General features: G+C 51.2%; 25 protein-coding genes. 22 read left to right on the top strand and 3 right to left on the bottom strand.

What is annotated here, in order from left to right; translation table 11 throughout:
- The first annotated feature begins 44 nt into the window (after positions 1-44).
- From ACTQZS_RS02815 to ACTQZS_RS02805, 3 genes are all read left to right on the top strand, one after another.
- Positions 45-1127 carry a pyridoxal phosphate-dependent aminotransferase gene (locus tag ACTQZS_RS02815; protein WP_441474490.1) on the top strand — a complete coding sequence of 361 codons (1083 nt, stop codon included), beginning with the start codon at positions 45-47 and terminating at the stop codon, positions 1125-1127.
- A gap of 2 nt (positions 1128-1129) precedes the next feature.
- Positions 1130-2647 carry a cobyric acid synthase gene (locus ACTQZS_RS02810; protein ID WP_441474489.1) on the top strand — a complete coding sequence of 506 codons (1518 nt, stop codon included), beginning with the start codon at positions 1130-1132 and terminating at the stop codon, positions 2645-2647.
- A gap of 98 nt (positions 2648-2745) precedes the next feature.
- Positions 2746-3405, top strand: a complete 660-nt coding sequence (locus ACTQZS_RS02805; RefSeq protein ID WP_441474488.1) for a precorrin-8X methylmutase — start codon at positions 2746-2748, stop codon at positions 3403-3405.
- A gap of 74 nt (positions 3406-3479) precedes the next feature.
- On the opposite strand, the gene ACTQZS_RS02800 is transcribed toward ACTQZS_RS02805, so the two are convergent.
- Positions 3480-3761: a type II toxin-antitoxin system HicB family antitoxin gene (locus ACTQZS_RS02800; RefSeq protein ID WP_441100205.1), complete on the bottom strand. Its 282-nt coding sequence runs from the start codon at positions 3759-3761 to the stop codon at positions 3480-3482.
- Between the two features lie 321 nt (positions 3762-4082).
- Between ACTQZS_RS02800 and ACTQZS_RS02795 the strand changes: the two genes are divergently transcribed.
- From ACTQZS_RS02795 to rsfS, 16 genes are all read left to right on the top strand, one after another.
- Positions 4083-5621: a 4Fe-4S dicluster domain-containing protein gene (locus ACTQZS_RS02795; RefSeq protein ID WP_441474487.1), complete on the top strand. Its 1539-nt coding sequence runs from the start codon at positions 4083-4085 to the stop codon at positions 5619-5621.
- 189 nt (positions 5622-5810) lie between these two features.
- A complete protein-coding gene (locus ACTQZS_RS02790; protein WP_441474486.1) occupies positions 5811-7688 on the top strand; it encodes a TIGR03960 family B12-binding radical SAM protein in 1878 nt (625 codons plus the stop codon).
- Positions 7672-8445, top strand: a complete 774-nt coding sequence (locus tag ACTQZS_RS02785) for a TIGR03936 family radical SAM-associated protein (RefSeq protein ID WP_441474485.1) — start codon at positions 7672-7674, stop codon at positions 8443-8445. Before ACTQZS_RS02790 ends, ACTQZS_RS02785 begins: the two co-directional genes overlap by 17 nt.
- 87 nt (positions 8446-8532) lie before the next feature.
- On the top strand, positions 8533-9780 hold the full coding sequence (locus ACTQZS_RS02780) for a ribonuclease E/G (RefSeq protein ID WP_441474484.1): 1248 nt from the start codon (positions 8533-8535) through the stop codon (positions 9778-9780).
- Positions 9770-10960, top strand: coding sequence for a CPBP family intramembrane glutamic endopeptidase (locus tag ACTQZS_RS02775; RefSeq protein ID WP_441474483.1), 1191 nt, complete (start codon positions 9770-9772; stop codon positions 10958-10960). The genes ACTQZS_RS02780 and ACTQZS_RS02775 overlap by 11 nt, the downstream gene beginning before the upstream one ends.
- A 224-nt stretch (positions 10961-11184) precedes the next feature.
- Positions 11185-12063, top strand: coding sequence for a DegV family protein (locus ACTQZS_RS02770; RefSeq protein ID WP_441474482.1), 879 nt, complete (start codon positions 11185-11187; stop codon positions 12061-12063).
- 151 nt (positions 12064-12214) lie between these two features.
- Positions 12215-12961, top strand: coding sequence for a YoaK family protein (locus ACTQZS_RS02765; RefSeq protein ID WP_441474481.1), 747 nt, complete (start codon positions 12215-12217; stop codon positions 12959-12961).
- A 183-nt stretch (positions 12962-13144) separates the two neighbouring features.
- Positions 13145-13453, top strand: a complete 309-nt coding sequence (gene rplU, locus ACTQZS_RS02760) for a 50S ribosomal protein L21 (protein WP_441100192.1) — start codon at positions 13145-13147, stop codon at positions 13451-13453.
- A complete protein-coding gene (locus ACTQZS_RS02755; RefSeq protein ID WP_441100190.1) occupies positions 13454-13786 on the top strand; it encodes a ribosomal-processing cysteine protease Prp in 333 nt (110 codons plus the stop codon).
- A 3-nt stretch (positions 13787-13789) separates the two neighbouring features.
- The gene (rpmA, locus tag ACTQZS_RS02750; RefSeq protein WP_441100189.1) at positions 13790-14083 is read left to right on the top strand and encodes a 50S ribosomal protein L27; all 294 of its coding nucleotides are present in this window, start codon (positions 13790-13792) and stop codon (positions 14081-14083) included.
- Between the two features lie 261 nt (positions 14084-14344).
- A complete protein-coding gene (gene obgE, locus ACTQZS_RS02745) occupies positions 14345-15643 on the top strand; it encodes a GTPase ObgE (protein ID WP_441474480.1) in 1299 nt (432 codons plus the stop codon).
- Between the two features lie 115 nt (positions 15644-15758).
- Positions 15759-16385 (top strand): hypothetical protein, encoded by a 627-nt coding sequence (locus ACTQZS_RS02740; RefSeq protein WP_441474479.1) that lies wholly within the window; start codon positions 15759-15761, stop codon positions 16383-16385.
- 207 nt (positions 16386-16592) lie between these two features.
- Positions 16593-16886, top strand: a complete 294-nt coding sequence (locus ACTQZS_RS02735; RefSeq protein ID WP_441474478.1) for a YhbY family RNA-binding protein — start codon at positions 16593-16595, stop codon at positions 16884-16886.
- A gap of 120 nt (positions 16887-17006) precedes the next feature.
- Positions 17007-17672, top strand: a complete 666-nt coding sequence (nadD, locus tag ACTQZS_RS02730; RefSeq protein WP_441474477.1) for a nicotinate-nucleotide adenylyltransferase — start codon at positions 17007-17009, stop codon at positions 17670-17672.
- A 62-nt stretch (positions 17673-17734) separates the two neighbouring features.
- The gene (gene yqeK, locus ACTQZS_RS02725; protein ID WP_441474476.1) at positions 17735-18328 is read left to right on the top strand and encodes a bis(5'-nucleosyl)-tetraphosphatase (symmetrical) YqeK; all 594 of its coding nucleotides are present in this window, start codon (positions 17735-17737) and stop codon (positions 18326-18328) included.
- A gap of 59 nt (positions 18329-18387) precedes the next feature.
- On the top strand, positions 18388-18765 hold the full coding sequence (gene rsfS, locus ACTQZS_RS02720) for a ribosome silencing factor (protein WP_441474475.1): 378 nt from the start codon (positions 18388-18390) through the stop codon (positions 18763-18765).
- Between the two features lie 65 nt (positions 18766-18830).
- Here rsfS and ACTQZS_RS02715 read toward each other — a convergent pair whose 3' ends face one another.
- On the bottom strand, positions 18831-19163 hold the full coding sequence (locus tag ACTQZS_RS02715; RefSeq protein ID WP_441474474.1) for an MGMT family protein: 333 nt from the start codon (positions 19161-19163) through the stop codon (positions 18831-18833).
- Positions 19164-19406: 243 nt separating this feature from the next.
- Positions 19407-19709 carry a LysM peptidoglycan-binding domain-containing protein gene (locus ACTQZS_RS02710; RefSeq protein WP_441474473.1) on the bottom strand — a complete coding sequence of 101 codons (303 nt, stop codon included), beginning with the start codon at positions 19707-19709 and terminating at the stop codon, positions 19407-19409.
- A 467-nt stretch (positions 19710-20176) separates the two neighbouring features.
- Here ACTQZS_RS02710 and lexA point away from each other — a divergent pair, with 467 nt between their 5' ends.
- From lexA to ACTQZS_RS02695, 3 genes are all read left to right on the top strand, one after another.
- Positions 20177-20872, top strand: coding sequence for a transcriptional repressor LexA (lexA, locus tag ACTQZS_RS02705; RefSeq protein WP_441474472.1), 696 nt, complete (start codon positions 20177-20179; stop codon positions 20870-20872).
- Positions 20873-21465: 593 nt separating this feature from the next.
- Positions 21466-22167, top strand: a complete 702-nt coding sequence (locus tag ACTQZS_RS02700) for a hypothetical protein (RefSeq protein ID WP_441474471.1) — start codon at positions 21466-21468, stop codon at positions 22165-22167.
- 87 nt (positions 22168-22254) lie between these two features.
- Positions 22255-24390 (top strand): C40 family peptidase, encoded by a 2136-nt coding sequence (locus ACTQZS_RS02695; RefSeq protein WP_441474470.1) that lies wholly within the window; start codon positions 22255-22257, stop codon positions 24388-24390.
- The last annotated feature ends 15 nt before the right edge of the window (positions 24391-24405 follow it).

Here is a 24405-nt window from a genome sequence, read left to right as displayed (position 1 = left end):
TTGGCACAGGTGGTGATTTCTGTGCCGGCGGGAGAGGTGAAGGAATGGTTAAGACAGTACATGGCGGGGATGTCTACCGGCATCCCGGCGTCATTGATTTTTCATCAAATATGAATCCGCTTGGGACACCGGAGCGCGTGATCCGCGAGGCACAGGAGAGCATGACAGAGATCTGCCATTACCCCGATGTGCGGCAGGAGGAGCTGATCCGTGCCTTGTCTGCATACGAGAAGGTGCCAGAGGAGTATCTGTTCTGCGGAAACGGTGCGGCAGAGGTGATTTTTGCGTATGCCTGGGCGCAGCGGCCGAAACAGGCACTCATCCTTGCCCCGACCTTTGCGGAATATGAGCAGGCACTGAAAAGCACCGGATGCGCGGTGCGGCTCTATGCTCTGCGGGAGTCCGATGGTTACCGTTTGACGCGGGATTTCACGGAAGCGATTACCGAGGATCTGGACGTTGCCTTTCTCTGTAATCCGAACAATCCGACCGGCATTCCTGTTGATCCGGAGCTGATGCGGGAGATTATCCGAACCTGCCGGGCAAGGGGCGTGAGGCTTTTTGTGGATGAATGCTTCCAGGATTTTTGTGATAATCCGGAGCGTCTGACAGTCAGGGGGTATCTGGAGGAGGAGCCGGAAATCTTTATTCTGAAGGCGTTTACCAAGCGGTACGCGATGGCCGGTCTTCGGCTCGGGTATGGGATGACGTCGGATGAGGATCTTCTGTCCCGGATGCGTTCGGCGGTGCAGCCATGGAATGTCTCGATTCCGGCACAGAAGGCGGGAACGGCAGCGCTTCACGAGGAGGAATACGTGGAGAAGGCAAGAGTCGTTGTGCGCAGGGAGCGGATCTATCTGAAAAGGTCGTTGAAAGAGCTCGGATTTCAGGTATTTGATTCCTGCGCGAATTACATCTTCTTCAAGGGAGAGGAAGGGCTTTCCGAAAAGCTTCTGCCGTACGGGATTATGATCCGGGACTGCTCCAACTATCACAATCTTGGAAACGGGTATTACCGCGTTGCAGTACGGCTGCATCCGGACAACGAAAGGCTGATTGAAGCACTTGGAATGACCCGGCGGATGATTGAACGCAGGGATACAGAGACATCAGATAAGAGGTTTTGATTATGGCAAAAGCAATAATGATTCAGGGTACAATGTCAAACGCCGGGAAGAGCCTGATCGCCGCGGGACTGTGCCGTATTTTCAGACAGGACGGATACAGGGTAGCGCCGTTCAAGGCGCAGAATATGGCGCTGAATTCCTTTATCACGCGCCAGGGCCTGGAGATGGGACGGGCGCAGGTGATGCAGGCGGAGTGCGCCGGTGTGGAGCCGGATGTGCGGATGAACCCGATTCTCCTCAAGCCCACGAATGACACCGGCTCCCAGGTCATTGTAAACGGGGAGGTCCTGGGGAACATGGATGCCCGGGAATATTTCAGCTATAAGCCGAACCTGATCCCGGAGGTCAGAAAGGCATATGAGTCTCTCGCCGCGGAGAACGATATTATCGTGATTGAGGGCGCCGGAAGCCCGGCAGAAATCAATCTGAAGGACGCGGACTGCTTCGTGAACATGGGAATGGCGAAAATCGCCGGTGCGCCGGTTCTTCTGGTCGGTGATATCGACCGGGGCGGCGTTTTTGCGCAGCTGATCGGAACGGTTGAGCTCCTGGAAGAGGACGAAAGGAAGATGGTGAAGGGACTTGTGATCAACAAGTTCCGGGGAGACCGGACCATTCTGGATCCGGGGATCCGGATGCTGGAAGAGAGATCCGGGATTCCGGTTGTCGGTGTCGCGCCCTACCTTCACATCGAGGTGGAGGATGAGGACAGCCTCACCGAGCGCTTTTCGGGCAGTCAGACCGTCGCCGCGATTGACATTGCGGTCATCCGCACGCCCCGGATCTCAAATTTCACGGATTTCAATCCATTTGAGAAGATGGAGGGTGTCTCTCTTCGTTATGTGGATCGGGTGTCGGAGCTGAAGAATCCTGATATGATCATTCTTCCCGGCACCAAAAATACCATGGAAGATCTTCTCTGGATGAGACAGAACGGTCTGGAGGCGGCTGTCCTGAAGGCGGCTTCGGAGGGCACCGTGATTTTCGGCGTCTGCGGCGGATATCAGATGCTCGGGGAGACGCTCTCCGACCCTCTGGGCGTTGAGAACGGCGGTTCCATCAAGGGAATGGGCCTGCTTCCGATGCACACTGTTTTTGCGGGAGAAAAAACCCGCACCCGGGTGGAAGGAAACTTCGGACAGCTGCAGGGTGCTCTGAAAAACCTGTCCGGGACGGCAATCGAGGGATATGAGATCCATATGGGTGTCAGCACTCTGAACGAGAATGCAGTGCCGACGGTGCATATCCGGGATACGAATGTGGAGGGCGCGGCCGAAAAACAGGACGGCGCTCAGCAGGGAAACGTATATGGGACCTATGTCCATAGCGTCTTCGACCGGGAAATGGTAGCCGACAGAATTGTGGAGGCTCTGGGACAAAGGAAGGGGATGGACACCTCGGATATGACGGGAGTGGATTATCAGACCTTCAAGGAAAGTCAGTATGATATTCTGGCGGAGGAGCTTCGCAGAAACATGGATCTGAAAAAAATATACGGGATTCTGGATGCCGGTGTGTGAAAAATGCATGAGGCTCCGGATACCGGTGGGTGAAATAAATCAGGGAAAGAACATCGTGGAAAAGTGCAGGGAATGCTGGAAGGATGGGAATTACCGATATGTCAGAAGTAAAGATTGAACTGGAAAATGTGAAGCCGATGGATATTGAGAAGCGCAGCTTCGAGATCATCACGGAGGAGCTGGGAGAGAAGAACCGTCTTCTGATACCCGGAACGGAGCTGATTGTGAAGCGGTGTATCCATACCAGCGCGGATTTTGATTACGCGGATAACCTCTGCTTCTCAGAGAACGTTGTGGAAAAAGCGCTGGATGCGATCCGCGGCGGGGCAAGCATCGTTACAGACACGCATATGGCGCACTCGGGAATCAACAAGCACGCGCTTGCCCGGTACGGAGGAGAGGCACTGTGCTTCATGTCCGATCCGGATGTAGCGGAAGAGGCGAAAAAACGGGGCGTCACCCGCGCTGCGGTATGCATGGAAAAAGCTGCCAGACTGGACCGGAAGCTTATCTTTGCAGTGGGCAATGCGCCGACGGCGCTGGTGCGTCTGTATGAGATGATTGAGAACGGTACGGTAAAGCCCGAGCTCATCATCGGCGTTCCGGTCGGTTTTGTAAATGTCGTGCAGTCGAAGGAACTGATCATGCAGACGGATGTACCATACATCGTTGCAAGAGGGCGCAAAGGCGGGAGCAACATCGCCGCCTGCATCTGCAACGCCCTCCTGTATATGCTGAGCAGCGACAGGGGATATTGACAGCGGGAGTGCGAAACAAGGAACAATCCGCAGCGTAGCTTATACAGTTTGTGGAACGATGTATCGTATCGGGTTTACTCCTCCCATCCCTCCATCATCCGATAGGTGATGAGGATCTCCCGGACGATCTCTCCTTCTGCGGCTTCCGCCTCGAGATCTGCTTTGTCGGAAGAGGGAGGAAGCTGCGGATCCGGCTCCTGAAACTCCGCCTCAATCCAGTTGTAGGCGGCGTCCTTCGCGTTGTCGAGCACCTCGTCGAGGGTATCGCCGTCTGCCTCACACATCTCAAGATCAGCAAACTTCGCGTGATATCCGTTTTCGGTTTTCTTTACAATAACGGGATAATAAAACTTCATCTTTACCTCCAAATCATACGTGAATCAAACATTTCTGAAATTGCGTCACAGATTATACGGGTCACTATTATACGTGCCATTATGATACAGGACGCTGTTATTGAGGCCGCTGTTATACGGACAGGTCGCTGTTATACGGGCCGCTATATTATAGCAAATCCACTGAAAAAAGGGAACACGGACGGACCGGAAAAAGAGAAGAGCGCGGTGTATTTTTGAAGAAACATTTGTCCGTACGGACGTGCACCGGTTGAATCAAACTTTCAAAAATAGTAAACTGAATCTATACTTGTCTTAATTGGATTGGAAAGGATGTATTGTATGGTTACAAATGATGAAAATCTGATTCAGCTGAAGCATAAGATTCTTGAGGAGACGGCAAGGCTTGCCTGGAACGACGAGCTGGATGAGGACGGCAAGGAAAAGCTGATCCTGAAGCTGAGTCCGGGACCTCTTGCAAAATACAGATGCTGCGTCTACAAAGACCGCGAGCTGATCAAGCGCCGGATTCGTATGGCGGAGGGCAAGAACCCGGATCCGAACGATACCTCGAAGAATATCGTGCGCGTTCTCGGACCGGCATGTGAGGAATGTCCGATATCCGCTTATACCGTAACCGACAACTGCCGCAAATGCATGGGACAGCCATGTCAGAGCTCCTGCAAATTCGGCGCGATCGATATGGGCGCGCATCGTTCTCATATCGACGCGACAAAGTGCAAGGAGTGCGGAAAATGTGCGGAGGCGTGTCCCTACAATGCGATCGTTCATCTGGTCCGGCCCTGCAAAAAGGCCTGCCCGGTAGGCGCCATTACCTATGATGAGTACGGAATCTGCGTCATTGATGATTCGAAATGCATTCAGTGCGGGCTCTGCATTCATTCCTGCCCGTTTGGCGCGCCCGCGTCAAAATCCTACCTCGTAGACATCATCCGTGACATCAAGGCCGGAAAAGAAGTCTATGCGATGGTTGCGCCCGCGACCGAGGGTCAGTACGGACCGGATATCACAATGGGGTCCATCCGTCAGGCGGTGAAGGAGCTCGGGTTCAAGGATCTGGTCGAGGTCGGCCTGGGAGCAGATATGACGGCAGCCTTTGAGTCTGAAGAGTGGAGTGAAGCTCTGAAGGAAGGGCGGAAGATGACGACCTCCTGCTGCTCTGCCTTTATCAATATGCTGAAGGTACATTTCCCGGAGCAGTACAAGAACAACATGTCCACAGTTGTGTCTCCGATGTGCGCCGTGTCCCGATATCTCAAGGCCATGCATCCGGGATGCGTGACGGTTTTCCTCGGACCCTGTGTAGCGAAGAAATCCGAAGCAGCGGATGTAGAGGGTGTGCCGAAAAACGCAGATTATGTCATGACCTATGGTGAGTTCTCGGCGCTTTTACGCTCCAAAGATGTGGAGCTGAAGCCCTGTACCGATCCGTATCAGGAGGCTTCCATCTTCGGTAAGAGATTCGCCACCTCCGGCGGAGTTGCGAATGCCGTGATTGAGTGTATGAAGGAGCGCGGTGAGGATACCTCAGGTATCCGGCTTCTGAAAGCCGCGGGCGGTCCGGAGTGCAAGAAGGCACTTACGATGCTGAAGTTTGGCAGACTTCAGGAAGATTTCGTCGAGGGTATGATCTGTCCGGGCGGCTGCGTGGGCGGCCCGTCCCGCAAGGTGACTGCCGCGGAGATTATGAAGGACCGTGAGAAGCTGCTGAAGAAGGCAGATGACAGAAAAGTGCTGAAGAACCTTGAGAATTATCCGATGGACAAATTCTCCATGTTCCGGGACGATATCATTCGTGATACCCGGAAACAGCCGGTTGACGGGACGCAGAAACCGGCCGGTCAGGGAAGCACCGAATAACCATATATGCCTGCCCGCGGCTGTCAGATTCTGTTCTGACCCGCGGACAGGTGGATTTACGCGAACAGTGAGCCGCAGCCGAATGCGTAGTATTCGTGTGCGGCGAGCGTCGCGATAGCGAGATAAAACTCGCGCAGCGTGTTTTATCTCGTTTTTTCCTGAACGAAATAATTTTTAAAGGGTGAATGTATGAGAAGATTGGCATTGAGCGATGAAATTCTGCTGTCAATTGACAAGCCTGCCAGGTATATCGGCAATGAGGTGAATGCGGTTGACAAGTCGGAATCTTTCGATCCGGAGAAGATGATCCGGTTCTGTATGTGTTTTCCGGATGTCTACGAGATCGGTATGTCTCATCTGGGGATTCAGATCCTGTATGATATGTTTAATAAACGAGAGGATGTCTGGTGCGAGAGAGTCTATTCGCCCTGGCCGGATCTGGATGAGATCATGCGGGAGAAGAAAATCCCTCTCTTTGCCCTTGAGTCTCAGGATCCGGTTCGTTCGTTTGATTTTCTCGGAATCACGATTCAGTACGAGATGTGCTATACAAATATCCTCCAGATCCTGGATCTGTCCGGAATTGCTCTTCACGCCGCGGACAGGGGAGAGGATGAACCCATCGTCATCGGCGGAGGCCCCTGCACCTACAATCCGGAGCCGATCGCGGAATTCTTCGATCTGTTTTATATCGGTGAGGGCGAGGTCGCGTACGATGAGCTGTTCGATCTGTATCAGGAGAAAAAAAGAACCGGTATGAGCCGCCGGGATTTCCTTCTTCGGGCCTCCCGTATCGAGGGATTCTATGTGCCGCAGTTCTACCGGGCGTCCTATCATGAGGACGGGACGCTCGCGTCCTTCGCTCCGACTGAGGATGGCGTGCCGGAAAAGGTGCGTAAGCGGATCGTCATGGATTTCAGTGAGGTGTCCTATCCGGACGCGCCGATTGTTCCCTATCTTCAGGCCACACAGGACCGGGTCGTTCTGGAGATTCAGCGGGGATGCATCCGGGGCTGTCGTTTCTGCCAGGCAGGTATGATCTATCGTCCGCTTCGGGAGAAGAATGTGGAACGGCTGAAGCGGCAGGCGGAGGTGATGCTGAGAAATACCGGCTATGATGAGATTTCCCTGAGCTCGCTTTCCAGCAGCGATTACTCGGAGCTGAATGAGCTTCTGAGCTTCCTGATTCAGATCTGCAACGAAAAGGGCATCAACATATCGCTTCCGTCTCTCAGAATCGATGCCTTCTCGCTCGATGTGATGTCGAAGGTGCAGGATGTGAAGAAGAGCAGCCTGACCTTCGCGGCGGAGGCGGGTTCACAGCGTATGCGTGATGTCATCAACAAGGGCATCACCGAAGAGGACATCCTTGGCGGCGCCCTCGAGGCGTTCCGCGGCGGGTGGAACAAGGTAAAGCTCTATTTCATGCTTGGGCTGCCGGGAGAGAATGAAGAGGATGTCAAGGATATTGCGCACCTCTGTCAGAAGGTGGCCGAGTGCTATTATGACAATATTCCAAAGGAGGAGAGAACGGGCAAAATCAGCATAACCGCGAGCAGCTCGTTCTTCGTTCCAAAGCCCTTCACGCCTTTCCAGTGGGCACGGATGGACCGGGAGCAGGAATTCCTTGATAAGGCGCATATGGTCAAGGACGAGGTTCGCGCGATGACGAACCAGAAGAGCATCCGGTACACCTATCACGATGCGTATATTTCGGTCCTGGAGGGTGTCCTCGCAAGAGGAGACCGGCGCGTCGCTCAGGCAATCGAGACAGCTTACCGCAAAGGCGCGATCTTCGATGCCTGGACAGAGTATTTCGATGAGGACAGATGGCAGGAAAGCTTCCGGGAGTGCGGAATTGATCCGTATTTCTATACCGCGCGGGAGAGAGACACCTCCGAGCTGCTTCCGTGGGATTTTCTGGACTGCCAGGTCAGCCGGGATTTCCTGATCCGGGAGTGGAAGCGGGCCAAGGAGGGAATCATCACACCGAACTGCCGGCAGAGATGCAGCGGATGCGGATGCCGCGTCTACAGGGGAGGAGTGTGCTATGAGAGTCAGGATTAAATTTACAAAAACCGGATGTCTGAAATTCATAGGTCATCTGGATGTCATGCGTTTCTTTCAGAAGGCAATCCGCAGAGCCGGGCTTCCGGTTTCCCTGTCCGAAGGATTCAGCCCTCATATGCTGATGTCTTTCGCGGCTCCGCTCGGCGTGGGCAAGACAAGCAGCGGCGAATATTTTGATCTTGATCTGAAGGAAGAAATCCCCGGGGAAGAGATCCTTGAGAGACTGAACCGGCAGATGGTTCCGGGGATGCATGCGGAAAGCTGCATCCGAATCGGAATCACAAAGGCGGAGAAATGCATGACGCTGGTAAACGCGGCTGACTATACGGTAAGTTTCCGGAAGGAAAGCGTGAAGCTTCCGGAGCGTGACGTACTCCAGGATAAGCTGAACGCCTTTCTGTCGTCGCCTTCCGTCATTGTACTTCGAAAAACAAAACGCAGTGAGGCGGAGACGGATATCCTTCCCTGGATCTATGAGATGAACCTGACAGAGCTGGATGATCAGGCACTGGCAGAGCATCCCCAGGGCACGGACGCGGAGCGTGTCGCCTTCCATATGCTGCTTTCTGCCGGAAGCGTCAGCAATCTGAAGCCGGAACTGGTCATGAGCGCATTCGCGGAATCCGCGGGCTTTGAGATTCCGGCTTTCAGTCTTCTGATTCACCGCAACGACATCTATACGAATATCGGAACGGCTGAAGACAGAAAGCTTGTGCCGCTGGACCATGTTCCCCATGCGGCAGGCGCGCAGTAACCGCTGTTGTTCGGCTGAACTGCGGGCTGTGTGAAGAAGCCGATAAAGTTGGGAGCGGCTGTCTGTATAAACAGATAAGGCCTGAAGGTGATTGAGGAACAGGACATGAGTATACCCGCGGGGGAAGCAGAGAACATGGGAGAGAAGAAGATTGTAATCGCAAAATATCCGGCGGGAGAAGTTCCGTGTCTTGCATCGGTGCTTTATGAGGATGACAAACCGGTGGAGTTCTATATTCGGAGAAAAGACAGCCCGTCAATACTCGGCAATATTTATGTGGGAAAGATCGAGAGCATCCAGAACAATCTGAATGCTGCCTTTGTCCGGATCGGCCCCGACCGGAACGGATATCTTCCGCTGCCTCCGAAGCATGCAAGGCAGGACAGGACACTGAAGGCGGGAGACGAGATTCTGGTACAGGTTGAGAAAGAGGCGATGAAGCAGAAGCTTCCGAGGCTGACGCAGAACCTGACGGTTCCGGGCAGATTCCTGGTGCTGACCTCAGAGCGGAAGACCCTGAACTTTTCCAGAAAGCTTGCGGAAGACGACCGTAAGCGCCTGGAAGATTTTTTCCGTCCGCTCTGCGACGGCCGCTTCGGTCTGATTGTCAGAACGAATGCCGCCGAAGCGGATGAGGAGGAGCTCCGGGGGGAATGGGACGCACTATCGGGTCAGATGAACCGGATTCTGGATCACGGACTGGAGAGAACCTGTTATTCATGTCTGTATCAGTCGGAAAGCGATGCGATCTATCTTCTGAAGCAATGCCCGGTCAGGGAACTGAAGCGCCTCGTCACCGACGATCCGGAGACGAAACGGGAGCTGGACGATTATATCCTCCGGACATTTTCGGAGGATGACCGGCCGGAGGCGGTTCTCTATGAGGACCGGATGGTGGATCTCTACAAGCTCTATAATCTGACGACGCTTTTCGAAGCCCTTCAGAGCCGCAATGTTTGGCTGAAGTCCGGAGGTTTCCTTGTGATCGAACAGACGGAGGCTTTTGTATCCGTCGATGTGAACACCGGACGTTACTCCGGGAATAAAAGCTTCTCAAAAACGGTTCAGATGACAAATGATGAAGCGGCTCCCGAGATCGCGAGGCAGATTCGTTTGCGGCAGCTGTCTGGAACGATTCTCGTGGATTTCATCAATATGAGAGAACCGGGTGATCAGAGAAGACTGAGAGAGAGGATGACGGAGGAATTTCGCAAAGACCCCTCACGGCCTCAGGTCATCGATATCACCGCGCTTGACATCATGGAAATTACGCGGACCAAGAAGAGAAAATCATTCAAGGAGCAGTTAAAGGATATTGAAGCAGATGCAGAATAATTCCTTCAATCTTAATCATTCCGGAGAAGACCAAAGCCGGCAGAATTATCTCTACGGAGACAGGAACCGGCAGGACGATTCTTCAGGAAGCAGAAACAAGCAGGAGAATGATCTATCTGGAAGCAGATCCCGGCAGGACGACCCGGCAGGAAGCAGAACCCGGCAGAATGGATCGTCCGGAAGCAGAAACTGGGAGAATGATCCACGCGGGAATGAAAACAGGTATGAACACGAGTGGGTGCCATACGAGAGCATATCCGGAACAGCGCCCAGGGGACTGAAGAAACCGCGGACGAAGCGTGAGCTGAAATTCTGGCAGTGTCTGGTCTTCTTTATCTGCATGATGGCGGTCTGGATTTTTACGAACGGATGGGTTTACCTGCTGACCGGGAACATGGATCTGGATTCCTTTGCGATGGAGCTTGAATTCGTTGTGGCCTCCGTTCTTTTTGTGTTTTTCATGAAGGCAGATCCGAAGGAGGTATTTCCGCTGCAAAGGCCACGGATGTCCGCTGTTTTCGGAGTTCTGATCCTGGTTGTCGCCGGTTATCTGGCAGCAGATGTTGTGACGATTATGGAGATGTTTTTCGTTCCGCATGCCCTGCAGAGCATCGATGAGGGCCTTGCGGGCACCTATTCCTCGAGTCTGCCCGTTGAGCTTTTTCTCACCGCCTTCATGCCTGCCGTGTGCGAAGAGGCTCTGCATCGAGGAGTCCTGGTATCAGGCCTTCGTACAAGCTTTCGAAAGAGATGGCAGATCATCCTCGTGGGTGGGGTTCTGTTCGGTGTTTTTCATATTTATCCCGTCCGCTGGTGGATACCCGGAATTCTCGGTGCGCTGATGACCTGGGTAATTCTCGAGACGGATAATATCTTCTACACGAGTCTGCTGCATTTCTGCTATAACGGGCTTCTGGTGGTAATCTCTTTTCTGGCATCGGACGCCACTTCCCAGGCGTCCTATACCGCATCCTCGCAGATGGTCGGAGTCTCTCTGCTGTTTTACGGCATCCCGCTTCCAATATTGATCTATACGGGATGCTGGCTGATCCGGAGATCCGTTACGTGGACGAAACCTGCTTTTATCGAACCTGGTCTGGAGGAAAAACGGCTGACACAGATTCTGGTGCCGACCGGTGTGATCCTTCTGACCGGCATTCTGTTTCTCCTGATCCGCTGATAAGGGATAGCCGTTATGGGCATTATTTCGTCAGGAGGTGCCGCCTTTCTGCTCCTGTTTCTTTTTGATCTGCAGATTATCAAAGGGGTTTTCTCCTTTTCCTGAGCGGTTTTTTGAAAACCTGATGAAGACACATTTTTTTAAAAGTGGGTGTTTGCATTTTATCGGGGCTATTGTAGAATGAATTTATAATATGTTTACAAGCAGGGTGAGGAGGATATTTCATGTCGAAGGTTGCAATCGTAACCGACAGTAACAGCGGAATCACACAGAAAATGGCGAAGGAGCTCGGGGTATATGTGCTGCCGATGTCATTTCTGATCAACGGAAAGGTGGTTCGTGAAGATATTGATATAACGCAGGCGGAGTTTTTCAAGGAGCTTGAGGACCCGAACGTGAGTGTCTCCACCTCTCAGCCGGCTCCCGCCGAGGTTACGGATCTCTGGGACAGGGTGCTCAGAGAGAATGATGAGATTGTATACATTCCGCTTTCCAGCGGACTTTCCAATTCCTATCAGACAGCCAGGCTGCTGGCGGAGAACTATGACGGCAAGGTTCAGGTGGTGAATAACCAGAGGATTTCCGTTACCATGCGCCAGTCGGTGGAAGACGCACAGACGCTGAGAGATGCCGGGTGGAATGCAGAACAGATCCGCGAGAAGCTGGAAGAGGACAAGTTCAATTCCAGCATATATATAATGGTAGATACTCTGAAATATCTGAAAAGAGGCGGGCGCATCACAGCTGCTGCCGCATTGATCGGAAGTGTGCTTCACATCAAACCGGTACTGCAGATTCAGGGAGAAAAGCTGGATGCTTACGCAAAAGCCCGGGGTACAAAGCAGGCGAAGAAAATCATGCTGGACGCTGTGCGTAAGGACATGACCGGAAGATTCAAGGACTTTGTGGATAAGGGAGAATATACCATCCGTTATTCCTACTCGGAGGGAGATGATCCCGAAGAAGTGAAAGAGTGGGTGGATGAGATAAAGGCAGCGTTTCCGAACGATGAAATCAAGGGTGATCCGCTTTCCCTTGTCATTGGATGCCATATCGGGCCCGGAAGCCTGGCGGTTACTATCAATCACAAAATCACGGTATAACATTAATCACGGTATAACATTAAAGTACAGACAGGAACGCAAAGACGCGGGTACTGCCTGTACTTTTTCCGCTTATTATGCAGACGGCGCAGTTCGATGCACCTGCGGAAGAGTGGTTCTGCCTTAGAGGCAATTGGAAAAGGCAATCGAAATGAGACATAATGCAAAAGAGCTATCCGAACATGATGCACATCGTGAGTTTTTTTTGGAGTGTGAGAAGCACTGGGTTTTCTGGTCGCTGATCCTGGTAGGCGGTTATTACGGAGCGTATACCTTCATGGTTCGGGGTGGTGTGTTCTGCAACGCACAGACGGCAAATGTCGTCCTTCTGTCCATGGCAATCGGCGAGAGAGACTGGGATAAGGCTTTATACCTGCTGATACCGATTTCTGCCTACTTTGCCGGCGCAATTCTGTCAGAGTTTCTGGCCAAACGAGTGAAGCGGCTGCATATGCTGCGTTGGGACACGATTCTGGTTGGATTTGAGATTCCTGTGGCGATCCTGCTCGGAGCTCTTCCGGAAAACGCTCCTGACCAGATCTGCCAGGTTACGTTGAATTTTATCTGTTCCATGCAATTCAACACCTTCCGTCAGAATCAGGGAATTCCGATGGCCACTACCTTTGTGACCAATCATATCCGCCAGACGGGCAGCAATCTGGTCAAGGCTGTGCGGGATAAGGATCCGAAGGCTGCTCTCCGCTGGAAAATGCATGGGTCAATGATTCTGTTTTTCCTGGCCGGAGGGATTCTTTCCACGTTGCTGTGCGAGGTTTTTTCGGTCAGAGCGATCTGGGGGAGCGTGCCGATTCTTCTGTATACCTTTATCCGGCTTATGGTGGCCGACCGCACATATGAAAGGGATATGCTCGGAAAGGTTCCCAGGGGCCATTCCTGAGAGAGCATTTCCGGGGGCCAGATTTTTAGATTGTACGGCCCAGATTTCTAGATTTTCGGGTTGACAATTATCGAAGCATATGCAATAATATCCAGGTATGCCGCACAGAGAGGTATAAGAGTCTGCCTGAATTTATGCAGGCCACCGGATCTGGCGAGTTTTAGAAAGTAGGAGGTGTCCTATATGTACGCTATTATTGCAACTGGCGGAAAGCAGTACAAGGTTTCCGAAGGCGATGTTATCCGTGTTGAGAAGCTCGGTGCAGAGGCTGGAGAGACAGTAACATTTGATCAGGTACTTGCAGTTCGCGACGATGATACCATCAAGGTCGGCGGCGAGACAGCCGGTGCTTCTGTAGAAGCAAAGGTTCTTGCCAACGCAAAGGCGAAGAAGGTTATCGTTTACAAGTACAAGAGAAAAACCGGCTATCATAAGAAGAACGGTCACAGACAGCAGTACACAAAGGTACAGATCAGCAAGATCAATGCTTAAATGACCAAGGTTACTTTTTATCAGAATCGGAACGGCAGGATTACCGGCTTTGAGGCAAGAGATCATTCCGGATATGCGGAGGCGGGCGAGGATATCGTCTGTGCAGCCGTATCTGCTCTGGTCATTCACACAGTGAATTCACTGGATCGTTTTACCGGAGATCAGATAGAGGAATCCTCGGATCCTGAGAATGCGGTGATTTGTGTCCGTGTAAAGGGTATTCCGTCTGACGGATCGGAGCTGCTGCTTCGGGCATTGGCTTCCACCCTTTCCGATATGCAGGAAGAAGAGTCCTATCAGGACTTCATTGATGTTAATTTCGTGGAGGTGTAAGAAATGATGAATTTAAATCTTCAGTTCTTCGCTCATAAAAAGGGAGTAGGTTCTACAAAGAACGGCCGTGATTCCGAGTCCAAGAGACTGGGCGCCAAGAGAGCAGACGGACAGCTTGTAAAAGCCGGCAACATCCTTTACAGACAGCGTGGAACTCATATTCATCCGGGTCTGAATGTAGGCCTTGGCAAAGATGATACTCTGTTTGCTACAGCAGATGGTATCGTGAGATTTACCCGTAAGGGAAGAGACAGAAAGATCTGTTCTGTTATTCCGCAGGCTGAAGCAGCTGAATAATTTTTGAAACATAAGGGCTGTCACATTTGCTGTGACGGCTCTTTCTGCTATTTGGGCAAAGAACTGCGGCAGTGCCAGACGCGAAGCTCCGGCTGCCTGTGCTATACAGAGAATTGCAGGGGCCAGAAGCGCGGAACAGGGCAAATTATTGTTGAGAATGCAATTTATATGGCCTACCCATGTGTTTTTGTAGTTGTTGTTTATTTTTTCTGAGTCGGCGATATAAGTTACATTCTTTTTTTATGAACTGAGGTGATCATTATGTTTGCAGATCGTGCGAAAATTGCGGTGAAATCCGGAAAGGGCGGGGATGGCCATGTAAGCTTCCGCCGTGAGAAGTTTGTAGCGGCAGGCGGACCGGACGGTGGTAACGGAGGAAATGGCGGAAGTGTCATTTTCGAGGTGGATCCCGGACTGAATACGCTTGCCAGCTTTCGTCATCATTACAAATTCAAGGCAGAGGACGGACAGGAGGGCGGAAAAAAGCGCTGTACCGGGAAGGACGGAGCGGACGTTGTCCTGAAGGTTCCGGACGGAACGGTGATCTATGAGGCACAAAGCGGGAAGGTTATCGCGGATATGTCCGGCAAAAACACCCGTGTGGTGCTTCTGAAGGGCGGAAGGGGAGGCAAGGGTAATATGAATTACGCGACGCCTACCATGCAGGTACCGAAGTACGCGCAGCCGGGTCAGCCGTCCAGAGAGCTGGAGCTGAGGCTCGAGCTGAAAATGATTGCTGATGTGGGACTGATTGGTTTTCCGAGTGTCGGCAAGTCAACACTGCTGTCGAGAGTCAGCAATGCGCAGCCGAAGATTGCCGAGTATCATTTCACAACTTTGATTCCGAATCTCGGTGTAGTTGACCTGGAAGGCTGCAATGGATTTGTCATGGCAGATATTCCGGGATTGATTGAGGGAGCCTCTGCGGGAGCGGGACTGGGATACGAGTTCCTGCGTCACATTGAGCGCTGCCGGATGCTGATCCATCTCGTGGATGCCGCCGGTACAGAGGGACGGGACCCTGTGGAAGACATCTATACCATAAACGGCGAACTGAAGAAATACAATGCGAACCTTGAGAAGCTGCCGCAGGTGATCGCTGCAAACAAGGTTGATTTGATTTTCCCGGAGGATGGAACAGAGGACCCGGTGGAGAGGCTGAAGAAGGAGTTCGAGCCGAAGGGCATTCGCGTATTCCCGATTTCGGCTGCGACTGGAAAAGGAATTAAAGAACTGCTATACTATGTACAGAACCGTCTGGATGAGATCCCGAAGAATACGGAGCTGTACGCGCAGGAGTTTGATCCGGAAATCATGATCCCTGAGGACAACCTTCCTTATACCGTCACAAAGTCAGAGACGGAGGATCATACCTACATTGTTGAGGGACCAAAGATCGAGAAGATGCTCGGATACACGAATCTGGATTCCGAGAAGGGATTCCAGTTCTTCCAGAAGTTCCTGAAGGATTCCGGTATTCTCAGTGATCTCGAGAAGGCAGGTATTCAGGACGGCGATACGGTACGGATGTACGGACTTCATTTTGACTATTATAAATAAGTAAACGTCCATGCCCCGCAAGCGGGGCGCCACAAATTGTATGAAGCCAGCTGCTGCGTTGTTTCACAACTCTCGCAGCTGTCACATAGTGTAAAAGCTACGGAGGTGCCTACAAATGGGGCTGATTGAGATCTGGCAGGAACTGCCGGAAGTCAGAAATCTGGAATTTCATTACCAGGGTCATTCCGACAGGGATGAGACTTACTCGGAGACACGGAAGATCCCGCCTTTCGATATTTTCTGCAGAGATGCGGAATTCACCTGGGAAGGGATCCGGTTCACCTCGAAGAGAGAGTGGTTCGGGGCGCCGCGCAATGAGCATCTTCTGGTCTTTCGCCAGACGATAGAACCGTTCGCAAACTGCAATTTTGAACTGAGAACCTGGATGGACGAGCCGGATGCGGACTCTCCGTGGCAGCTTGAGCAGTATCTGGAACAGGAAAATAATTCCTGCGGTTTTTTGTTCCGGAATCTGCAGGGTAGGCATCTGATTCTCTGCGAGACTTCTCAGATCACTTCTTTTTCCATAAGGGTGAATGAAACCAGGGAGAAGGTTACACGTCATTATGCGATTACGGCTTTTGAAGAGAGTCCGATCCGGGTTGAGAAGTATTTTTCTCTTCACACCGACGATGAGGACAATTATCAGGAAATCGCGTTCCGGGAATGTCGGGAGGCGTCAAAGCTTCGTTTTGATGATCTGAAAGGCCGCGGGGCGTGGATACTGCCGGAGAGAGAATGAACAAAGGGCGGCGGGACGTGAGCGCAGCCGGAGAGAGAATGAACGAAGGGCGGCGGGGCCTGAGCGCTGCCGGAGAGAGAATGAACGAAGGGCGGCGGGGCCTGAGCTCTGCCGGAGAGAGAATGAACAAAGGACAGCGGCTGTCTGTCAGATGTACATGAGAGCCGTAGACATTTTTCAAAGAATAACGAATAACGGGAGATTCAGATGACAAGTAAACAGAGAGCTTACCTGAAAGGGCTGGCAATGAATGAGGATACTATTCTTCATATTGGCAAGAGCGGTATCACGCCGGAACTGACAGAAAACGTGCGCCTTGCGCTTGCTGCGCGGGAATTAATAAAGATCGGCATCCTTCAGAACTGCATGGATGATCCGAAGGAAATGGCACAGATGTTGGCGGAGCGGACAAAATCCCAGATCGTGCAGATCATCGGCAAGAAGATCGTCCTATATAAAGAGGGACAGGGCGATGACAGGAGGATTGTATTCCCGAAGTAAACCGCCGGTGAGAACTCCTGCGGGCAGCGTCACAGAACGGGTATTCCGGAGACAGGACGGCGCTGCGGACATCATCAGATACGGAACTGCTTATATGGGTATTTGGGACAGGGGATTTCTATGTCAGAAGAGAGAAAACGAAAGATCGGTATCATGGGAGGAACCTTTGATCCGATTCATATCGGGCATCTGATACTGGGAGAGGCAGCCAGACAGCAGTTCAGTCTGGATAAGGTTTTCTTCATGCCTGCAGGCAATCCGCCACACAAAAGAAACCGTGCCGGAAGAGCTGGAGATGAACAGCGGGTAGATATGGTAAGACTGGCCATCGCATCGAATCCGGGCTTTGAGCTCTCTCTATTTGAGATGAATGAGGATGGCTACAGCTATACTTATCGAACACTGGAGATGCTGCGGAACAAAAACCCGGATATGGATTTTTATTTTATCATGGGTGCGGACTCTCTGTTTGATTTTGACCAGTGGCGTGAACCGCAGAGAATTGTCAATGCTGCCCATATCGTCGTCGCGACAAGAAATCAGACAGATCCGGATGTCTTCAACAGGCTTCTGGATCAGCGGAGAGAAGAGTTTCACGGAGACTTCCTGAAGCTTGACACTCCGAATCTGGATATCTCCTCCAAGCATATCCGCGAGCTGATCCGAAACGGAATATCGGCGAGATATTATCTTCCGGATCCAGTACTGGATTATATCCGGGAAAACAGGATTTATCTGTCTTCCGCTGACAATGCGGAGAAGGTGGCGTGTTCCGGAAAAGGATAATGCGGTTCTGTTAACCGATAGGTAGATGATCCGCATAGAAAATGTTCAAAGAAGGACAGAAAATGGGCAAAGATAAAACAGAGTGGAATTCAATCGAATCCAAGTTAAAGAAAGAACTGACGGACAGCCGTTACCGCCACACGCTTGGAGTCACTTATACGGCATGCGCACTTGCAATGCGCTATGATGTGGATTTAAAGAAGGCGCGGATGGCGGGACTTCTGCACGACTGTGCAAAGTGTATACCGAATGCGCAGAAAATTGAAATCTGCACAAGGAAGAATATCCCAGTGAAAAAGTTTGAACTGGAGCATCCGGTGCTGCTTCATGCAAAGCTCGGCGCGTATATTGCAAGGAAGGACTACGGGTGCCAGGATACGGAGGTTCTGGATGCCATTACCTGGCATACGACAGGAAAGCCGGAGATGACAACGCTTGAGAAAATCACGTTTATTGCGGACTATATTGAACCGAATCGTGATAAGGCGCCTCATCTGACGGAGATCCGGAAAGCCGCATTCTGCGATATTAATGAATGCATGTATATGATCCTGAAGGATACGGTCCAGTATCTCAGTGAAAATCCGAAGTCAATGGACGAGACGACGCTTTCAGCATATGACTATTACCGGACTCTCACGAAACACATCGATTAACAACGAATGATACATCGTGCCGCAAACGGTATCAGTTACGGATTCATAAGGAGGTTAATATGACAGAGCCCAGAGAAATGGCAGATATTGCCGTAAAAGCACTGGAAGAGAAAAAGGCTATTGATATCAAGATTATCGATATTTCTCATATCTCGACACTGGCGGATTACTTTATTATCGCCAGCGGGTCTAACCGCAGTCAGGTTCAGGCAATGGCAGATGCCGTTGATGAGGCGCTTGACAAAATGGGTGTTCACGCCAGGAGCACAGAGGGGTATCAGAATGCAAACTGGATCCTGCTTGACTATGGTGATATCGTCGTTCATCTCTTTGATGAGGAAAATCGTCTGTTCTATGATCTGGAGAGGATCTGGAGAGACGGCAGGGTCATCTCTCCGGAAACACTCGAGAATGGCTCTGGATCAGAGGAGAAATAATCTCCCTTTAACGGGCGGGTGTCAAAGGCTGGAAGGGGAGAACAGGATCTGGTGTTGTTCTGGACTCATTGAAAGTCGGTCAAAGAAAATTTCTTCCACTGATATTTTGCCAGATCTACAATCCCATCGGGACAGGGCACTCCGTCTGCTTCAAGAAGTTCGATCTGACGGTTTCTTCCGCCAAACGCGAAGGCGGGAGAAACCTGTCCATTCCGGTTAACGACACGGTAACAGGGTATGTGTTCCGGGTCGGGATTCGCGTGAAGTGCGTAACCGACAACGCGCGCCCAACGTTTATTGCCGGCAAGAGACGCGATCTGACCATATGTCGCCACTTTGCCTGCGGGAATCTGCCGCACGACCTCATAGATTTTCTCAAAGGAACTATTTTTATTCATTGGTTCTGCTTTCAATTCTTTTTCGTCCCCCTATGTATACAGCATTTTATCACACCATCTGTGTCATATACCATACCAGAGTCTGTTGTTGATGTCCATCCTAAGAAAGGTGCCGGTGATCTCCACGCCTCTGATGATCTCCAGGTTTTCTGGTGCTTCCGGTACTCTGATCGATTCCGGGAGCCTGAATGAGCTGTCGCAGACCTTTACTTGCATTCTTTCGCAGGATTCCAAAGGTATGGATCATTTCTTGATCTCCGTGGAGTAGTAGGGGATGATAATTCGCTGCCCTCTGTCGAGCTGATCTCCGTGGAGATGGTTGATAGAGGCAATCTCGCTCATGTAGTCGTAGATATCCCTGTATTCGGGCGACATATGATCGGAGGCAATGGACCAGAGGCTTTCGCCCTGATCCACCTCGATACTGGTGTAATACTTGTAGGTGGGAACATTCACCTTCTCCGCTTCCGTGCGGTTCGCGGTAAAGTGGAGCAGCAGAAGGACTGCAGCGAGGAAAATCATCATTATGACAATAGCTCTCTTCATATGGCGAAGTTTTCTCTGCTGTTCTCTCCGGAGCGATCTTCTTCCACTGGAACGGCAATATCCTGCGGCGCGATCAGCAGCGTCTCTTCTGGCAAAATTAGCCGATCCTGATCTGTCCGATCCTGAGTATGCTGAATTATAGTAAATACGACGGGAATGTACGGAATAATTATTCGAAATCATAAATCTGCCCCCTCAATTTAAATGCTTAACAGAAAAACCCGAACACAGGTTCCGAACACCTGTTCTTATATTGCGATTATATTACACTTCTGTAAACGTGTCAATAAAAAACGAATGTTTGTTCGGTAAAAAACGAATACATGTTCGAAAAATGTGTTTGCTTTTTTAAAGTGCGTATGGTATATTTATGTAAAGCTTTTTTTCTGAATATTCATTTGAATTCAGCAAACTTCCGTGTCTGCAGGTGCCATGGGAGATTTTTTCTATAGTCTGGGGGAGTGTTTATGAATACATCTTCGAATGCTCATATAGCGTCAGGAAGGAAACCAATCAGCAAGAAGCAGCAGGAGATTCTTGATTATTTGAAGCAGGAGATTCTCGACCGCGGTTTTCCGCCGTCTGTGCGCGAGATTTGTGAAGCGGTTCATCTTAAATCCACATCATCTGTTCACGCACATCTGGAGACGCTGGAGAAGAACGGTTATATACGCAAGGACGCGACAAAGCCAAGAGCAATTGAGATTCTGGACGATGATTTTCGTGAAGAACGCTTGAGACAGCTCGATCCGGCTGCAGAAACCGGTCAGGCCATAGAGTATCAGAATGTTCCGGTGATTGGAAATGTTGCTGCGGGTCAGCCGCTTCTGGCCGTGGAACAGGTGGAGTCTTATTTTCCCATCCCGGTGAATAAACTGCCGAACGGTCAGACTTTTATGCTGCGCGTACACGGGGAAAGCATGATAAATGCCGGAATCCTTGACGGTGACCTTGTGCTGGTACGTCAGACAAATGCAGCCCGAAACGGACAGATGGTGGTGGCTCTGATTGATGATTCTGCCACGGTGAAGACCTTCTACCGGGAGAACGGATACGTTCGTCTTCAGCCGGAGAACGACCATATGGATCCGATCATTGTGACGGGAGATCATTCGTTCTCGATTCTCGGTCAGGTGATCGGTGTCATGCGCTTTTTTCTGTGACTTGTTTAGAGACAATATTTTTCAGGACAATTTTGTGAACCACCACGCACCTGAAGGGCACGTGGTGGTCCACTGATGACAGCGGATGCTGCTATCCAGGAGAGTTTTTGGAGTATATGTTTTATTTTGACAAATGAAGGCTTTTGTTACTGAAGGCCGGCGGAGGAACCGGCTGAATCCTTCGATCATATTCTCTGTATCTTTTTCTATTCTTTTCTCTTCGTTTTTCAGAAGACCTTTCCTTTTTTCAGAAGACCTTTTCTTTTTTCAGAAGACCTTTTCTTTTTCCAGAAGATCTTTCTTTTTTTCAGAAGACTTAAGCCATATCAGAGTAATCATGATTACGCGATGCTGCCCGAGACGATATTTTTCAGGACATTTTTATCCTCATGGATCAGATGGAATTCTTACACACTTCAGAAGTTTATAACCTTGGATTGACGTGGATTGGTGCAGAAGACTATAATAATAGCAATAAGCCTTTGCGGGAAAGTATGTCCTTCATAGATCCATATCCCGCTGGCGGGGCAGTACAGATCATTATCTGGTGTGGATTGCCCCGGGTTTCGGACTTTCGCAGGGAGGAACATTTCATGAAGAAATCTGTTGTAATCGTTCTATTGGCAGGCACTATCGCCGTTTCTGCCGTCGGATGCGGGAACCGTAACGCCGACAGTGCGCCGTCTGTTGAGAGTACAGCGGCAGAGGTGACGGAAGCCGCCTCGTCGTCCGAGGGCAGCTCCGCAGGTTCTCAGTCAGAATCCGTTGTGTCTTCCTCGTCCGGAGAATCCGTTTCGTCGGATTCAGTGTCTTCATCGGTGTCTTCTTCCTCGCAGGATAACGCCGCGCCGGAGACTGAAGCTCTGACCGCAGTTGCCGTCAGTTCGGATGATTCCGCTGCTTCTCTTGAAAGCTCTTTCGGAGATGTTCTTGATATCTGTACCAGCTGGGGACCCGGAACGGCTGGCTCTTCACTGCAAAGCGTGTTATCAGCGGTTACGCTGATCACCTGGGCAAATACAAATGATGTGAAGGATATGGATCAGGATAAACTTCTCGGTATTGTCATGGATGTAATCGACAAATCGGATGATACAGAAAAGGACGCACTTGCGGCAAACTGGAGAACAATCTACGACACCGGTGACAGTATTCTGAATGACCCGACAAATCTGTATGGAATCATGAGCGATGCCGGATGTTATGATGAAGGAATAGCAATTGTGCAGAATGCGGATTCTGCAAAGAACTGGGAGACACTCAAGCTTCTGATCGAGAGAAATGCTTTTGAGTAAAAATACGGTTATAAGCAGGCAAGATAAGAAGAAAAAACTGACTGAAAAAGACAGAATTGACAGAACATCATTGGAAAGGCAGAACCATTGAGACAGAATCAGATTAGAAAGAAGCTCGGCATTATTGTAACTGCACTGGTAATTGCATCGATTACGGCGGCTCCGTCCGCACTCGCGGTGTCAGCAGATGAGATTACGGCAGCTTCTTCAGCGGTAACGGGGAGCAGCCAGGTGCCGGACAGCAGTATCGCATCCTCGTCTGCCGGGGCAGGAACAACAGGGACAGCAGTACCGTCTGCTCCAGCGACGCCGGCTCCGGACACCGGAAATCAGGAGGCGGGAGAAATCGCTTCTCCTGGAGCATCGTCTGAAACAGCGAAATCTGTTCCAGAGAGTTCAGTTTCTTCATCTGAGACAGGTACCGTGTTTTCCAGTCCCTCTGCATCCACACAGAGCGCTTCCGGGTCGACCGGTGCTTCGAAATCATCCGCTGTGAAAGAAAATGGATCGTTTGACGAGAGCTCAGGGAATAAGGCTGCGGATGGGCAGAAGGACACCGATGGACTGACGATTACAGATACATCCGGAGAGACACCGGCTTCTGATTCGACCGGGGCGAATGGGGGCGAGGCAGAAGGACCGCAGAGAGCTCCGACCGGATCCCGTACAGTTGTTCCGCCGGAATATCTGAAGGTGTCTGATCTTCGATTTGAGACGGTCGGAAAGCACCCGGTTTTTGCCGCGGAGGACATGAATATCTATATGTCAACTTCCACATCCTCTCAGGCGGTCGGACATATCACGAAAAACGGCATCATGTACCGTCTGAAGGATGAGGGGAACGGGTGGCTGTATGTCGAGTCCGGAGAGGTCCGTGGTTTTATTCCTGCTTCTTCAATCCGGTCGGAGGTAGCTGCGAAGCACCTGATGGCGGCGCGTTATCGGCTTGGAAACGCTCATACGGATGAAGAAAAGGCCGAATTTGACTGGAGCCCTTATTTTGCCTCGAAGACAGTTGAGATCTGGGACAATGAGGCGTTCACACACACGAATACAACGACGAGAGAAACCATCGCTGAAAAGTATGATCTGCTCACGCTATCCGCAGTGAATATTACAGAACAGCCGGACGCGAACAGCACAGTGGTCGGCACTATTCCGGCAAACGGTCTTCTGTATAAGATTGAAAACGCAGGGAGTGACTGGCTCTATGTGGAATCCGGCGACTGCCGGGGATTTGTTCCGAGGAGCAGTGTCCGGGGCGGCAGAGAAGTCAATGCTGAGGTTGCGGCAGCAGGAGAAGGCAGTTTCGCGGGGGCCACAGAGAAGGTCAGCCCGAAGGATAACCGGGCGTTCTATTACAGCCTTTCTTCTGTAACCCCCTGGTCCGAGAAAAAAGATCTCGGTGCTTCAATTATCAAAAATGCCGCCTATTACATCGGAAACAATTATGTATGGGGAGGAACCAGTCTGACGGATGGCGCGGACTGTTCCGGATTTGTGCAGACGCTTTACGGTGAGTTCGGGATATCGCTCCCGAGAGTTGCCCAGGATCAGGCACAGGTAGGCGCCAGGGTGTCACTGGAGGATGCGGTTCCCGGGGATCTCTGTTTCTACCGGAATGCCGCGACCGGCGAAATCTATCATGTGGCAATATATGCCGGAGACGGGAAAACAATTGAGGCCTACAGCTCAAGCCGCGGGATTATCGCGACGACCGTCTACACGCCGGATTTGTGCTGGTGTACCCATGTGCTTCCTGACCAGACGAATGAGCCGGCAACCCTGACGGCGGGTGATTCTGTGACAATCACTCCGGATACGTCCGCGGGCGGTCAGTATGGTTATGGTACATGGGACAGTTTCTGTGCGGCTGGAACTACTGAGAGAGGACTGAAGGAAAAGTACGGAGATTTTGACGCGGAGGGGTTTGGAAGAATCAGCGGAAGATATGTCATTTCCTGCATGCCCTCTTTTGGTAAGGTCGGAGATCTTATTGATTTTACGCTTTCCAATGGGACGGTGCTGAAAACGATTGTCGGCAGCAACATGACTCCGTCTGATAATCAGTGGGGACTGGCGGGAGGAAAGAACGCCATTTCCTTTATGGTTGCCGGAAGAACCTGGAAGGAAGGACATCCGGTTCCGGGAACTGCGGGCTTCCATCCGGAATGGAACGCGGCAGTTCAATCGGCTCACAACTACGGTTCGATTCTTGGCTGACCGGATTCTGAAATA

The sequence above is a fragment of the Bilifractor sp. LCP19S3_H10 genome (genome assembly GCF_052119185.1).
Lineage (GTDB): Bacteria > Bacillota > Clostridia > Lachnospirales > Lachnospiraceae > Bilifractor.
This window is presented reverse-complemented; position numbering and strand designations above follow the sequence as displayed.

Coding starts and splice junctions, on each gene's coding strand:
- ACTQZS_RS02765 (WP_441474481.1), top strand. CDS start 12,215: ATGAGACATAATGCAAAAGAGCTATCCGAACATGATGCACATCGTGAG.
- rplU (WP_441100192.1), top strand. CDS start 13,145: ATGTACGCTATTATTGCAACTGGCGGAAAGCAGTACAAGGTTTCCGAA.
- ACTQZS_RS02815 (WP_441474490.1), top strand. CDS start 45: ATGGTTAAGACAGTACATGGCGGGGATGTCTACCGGCATCCCGGCGTC.
- ACTQZS_RS02800 (WP_441100205.1), bottom strand. CDS start 3,761: ATGAAGTTTTATTATCCCGTTATTGTAAAGAAAACCGAAAACGGATAT.
- rsfS (WP_441474475.1), top strand. CDS start 18,388: ATGACAGAGCCCAGAGAAATGGCAGATATTGCCGTAAAAGCACTGGAA.
- rpmA (WP_441100189.1), top strand. CDS start 13,790: ATGATGAATTTAAATCTTCAGTTCTTCGCTCATAAAAAGGGAGTAGGT.
- ACTQZS_RS02740 (WP_441474479.1), top strand. CDS start 15,759: ATGGGGCTGATTGAGATCTGGCAGGAACTGCCGGAAGTCAGAAATCTG.
- ACTQZS_RS02770 (WP_441474482.1), top strand. CDS start 11,185: ATGTCGAAGGTTGCAATCGTAACCGACAGTAACAGCGGAATCACACAG.
- ACTQZS_RS02755 (WP_441100190.1), top strand. CDS start 13,454: ATGACCAAGGTTACTTTTTATCAGAATCGGAACGGCAGGATTACCGGC.
- yqeK (WP_441474476.1), top strand. CDS start 17,735: ATGGGCAAAGATAAAACAGAGTGGAATTCAATCGAATCCAAGTTAAAG.
- ACTQZS_RS02775 (WP_441474483.1), top strand. CDS start 9,770: ATGCAGAATAATTCCTTCAATCTTAATCATTCCGGAGAAGACCAAAGC.
- ACTQZS_RS02785 (WP_441474485.1), top strand. CDS start 7,672: ATGAGAGTCAGGATTAAATTTACAAAAACCGGATGTCTGAAATTCATA.
- ACTQZS_RS02810 (WP_441474489.1), top strand. CDS start 1,130: ATGGCAAAAGCAATAATGATTCAGGGTACAATGTCAAACGCCGGGAAG.
- ACTQZS_RS02700 (WP_441474471.1), top strand. CDS start 21,466: ATGAAGAAATCTGTTGTAATCGTTCTATTGGCAGGCACTATCGCCGTT.
- ACTQZS_RS02790 (WP_441474486.1), top strand. CDS start 5,811: ATGAGAAGATTGGCATTGAGCGATGAAATTCTGCTGTCAATTGACAAG.
- ACTQZS_RS02805 (WP_441474488.1), top strand. CDS start 2,746: ATGTCAGAAGTAAAGATTGAACTGGAAAATGTGAAGCCGATGGATATT.
- ACTQZS_RS02710 (WP_441474473.1), bottom strand. CDS start 19,709: ATGAAGAGAGCTATTGTCATAATGATGATTTTCCTCGCTGCAGTCCTT.
- obgE (WP_441474480.1), top strand. CDS start 14,345: ATGTTTGCAGATCGTGCGAAAATTGCGGTGAAATCCGGAAAGGGCGGG.
- lexA (WP_441474472.1), top strand. CDS start 20,177: ATGAATACATCTTCGAATGCTCATATAGCGTCAGGAAGGAAACCAATC.
- ACTQZS_RS02795 (WP_441474487.1), top strand. CDS start 4,083: ATGGTTACAAATGATGAAAATCTGATTCAGCTGAAGCATAAGATTCTT.
- ACTQZS_RS02715 (WP_441474474.1), bottom strand. CDS start 19,163: ATGAATAAAAATAGTTCCTTTGAGAAAATCTATGAGGTCGTGCGGCAG.
- nadD (WP_441474477.1), top strand. CDS start 17,007: ATGTCAGAAGAGAGAAAACGAAAGATCGGTATCATGGGAGGAACCTTT.
- ACTQZS_RS02735 (WP_441474478.1), top strand. CDS start 16,593: ATGACAAGTAAACAGAGAGCTTACCTGAAAGGGCTGGCAATGAATGAG.